This window comes from Halanaerobium sp. (assembly GCF_003070835.1).
Map to the genome: position 1 here is coordinate 1 of NZ_QBLR01000147.1, position 8,251 is coordinate 8,251.

The 8,251-nt window shown below is 34.3% G+C and carries 5 protein-coding genes and 1 pseudogene; all 6 read left to right on the plus strand.

The genetic code is table 11. The annotated features are described in order from the left end of the window. Positions 1-255, plus strand: a pseudogene (locus CI949_RS13345) (IS4 family transposase); the annotation flags it as partial. A gap of 323 nt (positions 256-578) precedes the next feature. Next, positions 579-1,382: a hypothetical protein gene (locus tag CI949_RS13350; RefSeq protein WP_290767258.1), complete on the plus strand. Its 804-nt coding sequence runs from the start codon at positions 579-581 to the stop codon at positions 1,380-1,382. Between the two features lie 87 nt (positions 1,383-1,469). Continuing rightward, positions 1,470-2,285: a hypothetical protein gene (locus tag CI949_RS13355; protein ID WP_290767260.1), complete on the plus strand. Its 816-nt coding sequence runs from the start codon at positions 1,470-1,472 to the stop codon at positions 2,283-2,285. 97 nt (positions 2,286-2,382) lie between these two features. Continuing rightward, on the plus strand, positions 2,383-3,201 hold the full coding sequence (locus CI949_RS13360; RefSeq protein ID WP_290767261.1) for a hypothetical protein: 819 nt from the start codon (positions 2,383-2,385) through the stop codon (positions 3,199-3,201). A 13-nt stretch (positions 3,202-3,214) separates the two neighbouring features. Beyond that, a complete protein-coding gene (locus CI949_RS13365; protein WP_290767262.1) occupies positions 3,215-6,274 on the plus strand; it encodes a hypothetical protein in 3,060 nt (1,019 codons plus the stop codon). Between the two features lie 479 nt (positions 6,275-6,753). Continuing rightward, positions 6,754-8,169 (plus strand): group II intron reverse transcriptase/maturase, encoded by a 1,416-nt coding sequence (ltrA, locus tag CI949_RS13370; RefSeq protein WP_290767263.1) that lies wholly within the window; start codon positions 6,754-6,756, stop codon positions 8,167-8,169. Positions 8,170-8,251 lie beyond the last annotated feature (82 nt).

An 8,251-nucleotide genomic window follows, 5' to 3' on the forward strand; every position in this document is an offset into this window, starting at 1 on the left:
ATTATGCTGACTTTAGATGTCAGAAAAAATGAAGACGAAAAGACTTTTGGCGGTATGTTTTTTGAATACTGTGATGAGCTAAAAGATTTAAGTCATATTGAAGCATTATTTTTAATCATAGACCTTTTCAAAAAGACTCTACATGATTATTCAACATTAACTGAAGAAAAGATAAATGACCTATTAGACTACTTTTTTGAGCTTCTTCCTGGTTATATCAAGAAATCATTAATGATTTCTAACGCCGAAAGTTGAGTTATTAATAGTTAAAGCTGATGTTTGGATTAATTTACAAAATACCGCTCCTTTAAAAATATATAAGTAAATACTACAGAAATTAAAGCTTTTCCACTACAAGACAGGAGCTGAATTTCAGCTCCTGTCAAAAAAAACTATTCCAGAGCATTTATTTTTGCTCTGTTTAACCCTGGCTTAGAAACCAGGGTTTTAATTAAAAATGATTATTTTTCATAATTTTAATTAAATTTTATATTTAGAGATTTTTTAGAGATTTATTATATATTTTTTAGAGATGAGATTGTTATTATTAATTTAGCGGATAAAGGAGGCGGAAAAGTATGAAATTAAAGATTATTATTATATTAACCATAATTGTTTTTCTGTCCCAATTTCAGGCTTTAGCAGCTGGAGTTTATCTCGGCAGTTTTACCCCTCGCACAGATGAAAGTTTTAAATTTTCGATTCCAGTTCAAAATCTGGAAGGAGAAATTATCAGCATCTACACAACTGATGATTATTTCAGATCTGATAATCAAAAGATAGGGTCTTCAAATTTAAAGCTGATCAGCAGAGAGGATTCTCTTCCTCTCTCAAGCAGACATCTTAATATAGAAAAAGATAGATTGCTTTACAACCAAAATCTCAATTTAGAATTAAATTTAAAAGCAGAATATGAACCAGGCTTATACAAAAACAGTCTTTATCTGCGGGATGATATTAAAATTATAGAAATAGAGATAATTTTTGAGATTAGACCCTGGATGGAAATCTTAAATGGAACAGCTCAAAATGCTAAAATAGAAAATGTTGAAAATAGATCAATGGGCCTTTTCAGCTCCGGTCAGCAGAAAATTTTAATTAGATCGAATACTGACTGGAAGTTAAAAGTAATGATTGCAGAAGAAAATACAGATAATCTTTCAATTCGAGTTGCTGCAGATTCTGAGAGCAGATCTTTTGTAGATTACAAGAGTGAGTTTGTTAACCTAAATGCAGTGGAAACAGTTATTGCTAATGGCTCAAACACAGCCAAATTAAGTTCGGGTCAGGCAGAAATTTTTTATCAGCTGAGAATAGAAGATTTTAGAAAAGTAATTGCTGGAGAAAAAGACTATCAGATAAGTTTTTCCCTTGAGCAATAAACCTGGTTACGCTATCAGCTCAGGCTGATACTTAATATAAAGTTTCAGTGTGGAAAAGGGTTTTAAAAAAATAAGGAGGAATTTATTATGAAAAAAATGTTGGTATTAGCTTTAGCGTTGGTATTTATGCTCTCAGGTGCTGTTATGGCACAACCTAGTTATCCAGGAACTCTCACAAATCCATTAGTATTTGATGAAAGTGCTATCTGGAGCGAGTCTTATGGAAATTATAGTGAGCATGTTAATGATGATGGTGTAGTTGTTTACAATCATGTAGATGCAAATGATCCAGGTATGTATACTATTCTAGAAGATCTAGATAGAACTGGATATACTCTTGATAGTGATGGCCGTAATCAAGTTGTAGAAATATTAGTTGATGTTGAAGCATATATCCCTTGCTTTATCGAAATGAAATTAACAGGTAACCAGGGAACAACAGCAGCAATTAGTTATGGTGCAAATGCTACAGCCGAAAGAGATGCTACTGGTTACCACATTGTTTTTGATAATGAAATTGGTGGATTCTTAAATAATGACTGGGTATCCTTAGGCCATGGACAGAATGCAGAAATCAATCCTGGCTCAGATGTTTATATTGGTGCCTGTGATATGTTTGTGGTAGAAGTGATTTCTAATGATCAGTTTAAGTATTCTGTTAAGGCTGATCCACTGTCTAATACAGCCGATGATTTACTTCCAATGGATATGAGAACTAAAATTAATGAAAGTTCATGGACAGAAGATACTTTTGCTATAGTTGGTGCTCCAGAGGTTGTTAAATTCAACGGAACTCCAGGTGTTAAAATGGAGGCTTTACACAACTTTAGAGTACCTTATGACATGGATGTAACTCATGGTCGTTATGATGGCGAAATACTATTTAGAGCAGTAACCATCTAAGCAGTATAACTCAATTAATAAGGAAGAATATAATTTTTCCACTACAAGGCAGGGGCTGAAATTTCAGCCCCTGAATAAGTAGAAAGGAGTAATTTCTATGTTTAGAAATATTAAAATGCGAGGAATTTTACAAATTATAATAATGATTATTCTTATTTTGATTTCTAGTAATTTAATTATGCAGGTTAAAGCTTCTATCAAAGTGGATCCTTCCAGAATAATAATCAATACTTTGGAGAAGAAAAATAATACTGGATTAATTGAGGTATTTAATTCTGGTGAGGAAGAAGTTGAATTGACAGCCTTTTTAAATGACTGGTCCTTAGATGAAAGAGATTCTGTAATATTTTTTGATGCCGGGCAGACTGATTATAGTTTAGATGGGTTAATTAAGTTTAATCCTCGAATCTTTACTGTTCCTGCAGGTGGTAAACAGGTTATTAGATTTACAATTTCAGATCCAGAAATTACTGAGTTTCCAAAAGAACGAAGAGGTGTAGTTTTTTTTGAACATGAAACTGACCAGATTGATGTAGCTACTGGCTCAAGAGTAAAAAGTCAGGTTGGTACAGTGATCTATTTTATACCTGAAAATGTAAAATATAATTTTAAGTTTTTAGGTTTACGAGTTTTCAAAAATGATGTTGGCTTGCCTCAGGGAATAATAGTTAAAGTTAAAAATGACGGAGAAGCTCATATTAGATATTATCCTTCATATCGGATCGTTGATAGTAATAATAATGTTGTTATGGAAAAAAAACTGCCTGAACTCTTAATACTTCCCCATAATGAAAGAGAATTTGCTTTTTATCTAGAAGACAGACTTGAAGCGGGCGATTACAATTTTATGTTTAAATTTAATCTTCATAATATTAATAGAAACGCTGAATATCAGATTCCAATCAAAATAGAGTAGGCTGGTGGAAAACATGAAAAACTTAATAGTAATTACTCTATTTATAGTTTTGTTTCTAAGCTCTTTTCTTATCCAGGCGCAGGAACTAGTTGAAGACAATTTAGATATCGAAACAAGTATTGTTTTGCTAACACTTTTCGATACAAACAGAGAGCAGACCTATAACCAGGATGATTTTTTTGAAATATTTTATTTTAGCAAAGAAGACTATATACTTTTGCCGGCTAATTTGACTGCACCATATCTTGAAGTGGAGCTCAACTTTAATAGAGATCTCTCGCTGCTGACCATAGAAAAAGAGCAGCGTGAGGTCAGAATTGATTTAAAAGCAAAAAAATATTTAGAACACCCGGAATGGGATGATAGGCCTCCTGTGATTGCTGGAGGTGAGTTTTATCTGGCAAAAGAAGTTTTTGAATATTTAACAGATTATCAGATCAGCTGGAATAATTCTCTGCAGGAAGTTGTAGTGGAAGGAGAATTTTTTAAAGATATTGAAATAGAAGAGGGTCTGGAAGAAGAGGAAGAGGAAGGAGAAAAAGAGAAATTAATCTATCAGGAAGAAGAAAAAGAGATTTTGGGAGATAAAACAAAATCTTTTCAGCTGAGTTCTGTCCATTATAGAATTCAATTAAATTTAGAAGATAGAATTTTTGGTGGTCAAGATAAAGAGATTAATGGAGATTTAAATTTTTATGGTAGAACTGGAAACTGGGCTTATTATTTAAATAATGATCTAAAATACAGTATTGACAGCAGTGAAGTTGATTTTGAACTTGATAGAATAAAATTTAAGTATCAGGAAAATAATATGCTAATTATAGCCGGAGATCATGATTTCCGGCTGGAAGAAACTATGGGAAATAATGAAATGCAGGGCTTATACTTTTCTCTGCCTGATAGGTTGAGTTATAAATTAATTCCCTATACTAATGTAACTGTTGAAGTTAATATAGGTGATCAGGTATCTCTTTATTTGAATAATAGTTTATTTAAAAAAAGAGATATTAAAACTGATGGCAAGTACACTTTTGAAAATATTGAATTAAGAGCCAGATATTTAAATAAAATAGAGGTTGTAAAGTTAACTTCTGATGGTCAAGAAGAAAAGAGAGTACAGTATATCACTGGCTCAAGTGATGTTTTGAACTCAAAGGTAAAAGAATATGAACTTTTTGGGGGTCGTTATCGTGATGACGATTATTCTGGAGATGACTGGGAAGGATATTTTGGAGCATTTAGATCAAACTATGCTTTTAATAAAAATCTTTCAGCTCATATAGAAACAGCTATTTATAATGAATCATTAAATCCGGATAGTGAGTTAACTAAAGAAGTTGTTTCTTCAATTAGTGGCTTTTCATTTAGAATAAATTCTCGAACAGTAATCAACCTGGACTGGTTAATAGCTGGTAAAAAAGATAGCTTAAAAAGCGGAGCTGAAGCCAGTATTTTATATGGTTTATTAAATGGTTATATTCAGGGGATTTATCTATATATTCCTCCAGAAACCGCCAACTTTATGGAAAAAGATGAGGGAGAAAACAAGTCGCTTTCTTTTCGTCTTGATTTAGCTAATAACATTAGTATTAATCCAACAGTTGGTCAGAGAAAAACACTTGAAGATGAGATTGATGAAAGTGATTACTATACTTTTAAAGTTATCTATAACCCTGGCTGGAGAAACTACAATGCTCTATCCCTTTATTATGAGGACAACAGATCTGAATATTCTTTTACAGATCAAAATGATCAAGTATATATCTTTTTAGGAGATAAGATAAGGAAGGGTATTGGGCTGGAAAATAATATATATGGAAGAAGCTTTAGAGTTTCAAGTGATCTTGGTTATTATGATAATGAAATTGAAGTAAGTGATTTCTACCAGGAAAATTATCAGGATTATGAAGCAGAATTAGGAGTGTATAAGCGCTTTGGTGATTATCTCTTACTATCAGCAAATTATGATGGTGAAATGCAGCGAGATGATGAGGGGACAAGATACTATGACCGTGAATATGATGGAGAGATTAGGCTGTCATTTGGTAGAAGAGCTTCTTTATCCTTAGGAACTAAACGAAATGAAGAAGAATCAGAAGCTAGAATTGATGAAGAAAGTAATCTCCGCTTAAATTATTATTTTAATCGAGAATTTAGTCTAATTGCCGAACTAAAAGATTATCATTCTGAATTTTTAAGTGATTATCAGTCAGTTAGTTTGTCGGGTAATTATTATCATTCAAACAACCCTGGCTATATTAGATTATTAGGTGAATATATCGTTCCAGATGAAGGAGAGCCAGGTACTTCCTTTAGTGCAGCCTATGATATTATTAGAGATGATGAAAGTGAGATAAAAATAGAAATTGGCAGAGAATATGCTGATTTTGTTAATAATGAGTATGAACAATATGCCACTATTTCTTATTCACATGCTCTTTCATTTATCGGAGAAGAGACCAGAAAATCTAGATTCACTGATATTGAACCTCGGCCGATTGTAGCAGGCTATGCTTATCTTGACGAAAATTATAATGGAATTATGGATCCAGGCGAAAGAAAGCTGGAAAATATTCCAATGAGGCTGGGGAATATGCTCTCTGTCAGTGATGAAGATGGTTTTTTTATCTTTAAACCATATTTTAATGACATATATTTTCTCAACTTCGACTACCGTAACCTGATAGCTGATTATACACCGGTTACCGAAGAAATATTGGTAAGAGTTAAGGATAACCAGAATGTTATGCAGAACTTTGGGGTAACAATTAATGGTACAATCAGCGGTAATGTTTTTATTGATAAAAATGCCAATGGTCTTAAAGATGAAGATGATGAATATCTGATGTGGGCAGGAATGGAAGTTGCCGGTCTTAATAAAAAGGATTATACAGATCAGATTGGAGAATATTATTTTCAGAATGTGCCATTAGGATTTCACGAGTTAACTCTCTTAAAAGAATCTCTACCAAAAGGAACAAAACCCTTGAACGGTTACACTCAAGAGATCTTTATAACAGAGGATCAACTTGATCACCATAATATTGATATTCCAATAGTCTATGGAGATTAAGTTATCCCAGAGCAGTAATGCTCTGTTTAGCCCCGGTTTAAATGCCGGGGCTTGTTCTTGGTTTGCCTGGCATGAATATTTGCTAATCAGTGAAAGTCTGATGTGGGGGTTAATAGTGCCAACCACTAGCTGAAGAGAAGGGTGTCCATCGTGAGGTGGAATCTGAAGGAAGTTGGAGGCAAAACTTCGGTCTGAGGAATACAAACTGTATAAAAGGCACAATCCTGTGGGTGAGTTTGCCAAACAAAACAAAGCCCAAAACTATTCAAGACAGGAAGTGTAAATACAGCAGATAGGTGAAGTGAAAGTAAATAGTCTTAACCAGGGAAGGTTCTGATAGCATATTGTGGTGATGAATTTCTAAGCAATAAACTCTACAGTAATGTAAGAGCTGAACTGTCAGAATGCAGCAGAAGTCATAGTAGATTGATGGATATATACATCAATTGAAGGATGAAACATTAGGAGGTTCCTTAAATTTGAACAACTCGACGGAAACACATAGAAAGCAGACAACTTCATATGAAGGCTGCTCTCAGGATAAAAGGCTGGAAGCTGGAAGTAATGAGAGAGTGCAGAGTGTTTCTGCGGCGTTGCCGAATGTAAGAAACGGTGAAAATGCAGACTCCAGTAATCTGATGGAGAAAATTCTAGCGGCTCCTAACCTAAATAGGGCACATAAAAGAGTCGTTAAGAACAAAGGCAGTCATGGAATTGACGGAATGAGTGTAGATGAACTTCTACCCCATCTTGAAAGAAATGGCAGTCAGCTTCTGAAAGATGTACTGGAAGGTAACTACAAACCACAGGCAGTAAGAAGAGTAGAAATACCTAAGCCTGGTGGTGGAGTAAGACTACTTGGTATTCCAACAGTAACAGATAGAATGATACAGCAAGCAATCACACAACAACTGACACCAATATTTGACCCAGGATTTTCAGAATATAGTTATGGTTTCAGACCTGGAAGGAATGCACATCAGGCAGTAAATAAAGCTAAAGAATATATAAAAGACGGGTATACATGGGTGGTCGATATCGACCTTGAAAAGTATTTTGATACTGTTCAACATGATAAACTGATGTCTTTAGTAGCCAGAAAAGTGCAGGATAAAAGAGTGCTGAAATTAATAAGAGCTTATCTTAACTCAGGAGTAATGATTGATGGTTTAATCAAGAAAACAGACGAGGGATGCCCGCAGGGCGGACCTTTAAGTCCACTGCTTAGTAACATTATGCTGGATGAACTGGATAAAGAACTGGAGAAACGCAATCATAAATTCTGTCGCTATGCTGACGATAGTCAGATCTACGTTAAAAGTAGAAAAGCGGCCGAAAGAGTCATGGAAAGTCTAACTGTATTTATTGAAAAGAAATTGAAACTAAAAGTTAATACAATAAAAAGTGCAGTCGGCAGACCCTGGAGAAGAAAATTCTTGGGGTTCTCATTTTATCGGATGAATGGTGAAGTAAGGGTTAGAGTCCACCCGAAATCAATCAAGAAAATTAAAACAAAGATAAAAGAACTCACATCAAGAAGCAAGCCTTGGACGATGAAATATCGTTTTAAGAAATTAAAACAGACAATCACAGGCTGGGTCAGCTATTACAAAATAGCTGATATGAAAAGCAAGATACGAGCTCTTGACCAGTGGGCAAGACGACGAATAAGAATGTGCTACTGGAAAAGGTGGAAAAGAGTTAGAACTCGTTTTAGGATGCTCAAGAAACTTGGTATTAGAGAGCCTAAAGCGTGGCAATATGCTAACACAAGAAAAGGCTACTGGAGAATATCCAATAGCCAAATACTCACAAGAACCTTTACCAACCAATTTCTAAAGAGGCTGGGATACTTTAGTTTTAAGGAAAGATATGCACAAGTAATTAAATCTTAATGAACCGCCCAGTACCGAACGGTAAGCTGTGGTGGTGTGAGAGGTCGGGAAATAAATTAATTATTTCCCTCCTACTCGATTC

Bases quoted from the DNA above. Each gene is read 5' to 3' on its own strand.
- CI949_RS13350 (WP_290767258.1), top strand. From the start codon at position 579: ATGAAATTAAAGATTATTATTATATTAACCATAATTGTTTTTCTGTCC.
- CI949_RS13355 (WP_290767260.1), top strand. From the start codon at position 1,470: ATGAAAAAAATGTTGGTATTAGCTTTAGCGTTGGTATTTATGCTCTCA.
- CI949_RS13360 (WP_290767261.1), top strand. From the start codon at position 2,383: ATGTTTAGAAATATTAAAATGCGAGGAATTTTACAAATTATAATAATG.
- CI949_RS13365 (WP_290767262.1), top strand. From the start codon at position 3,215: ATGAAAAACTTAATAGTAATTACTCTATTTATAGTTTTGTTTCTAAGC.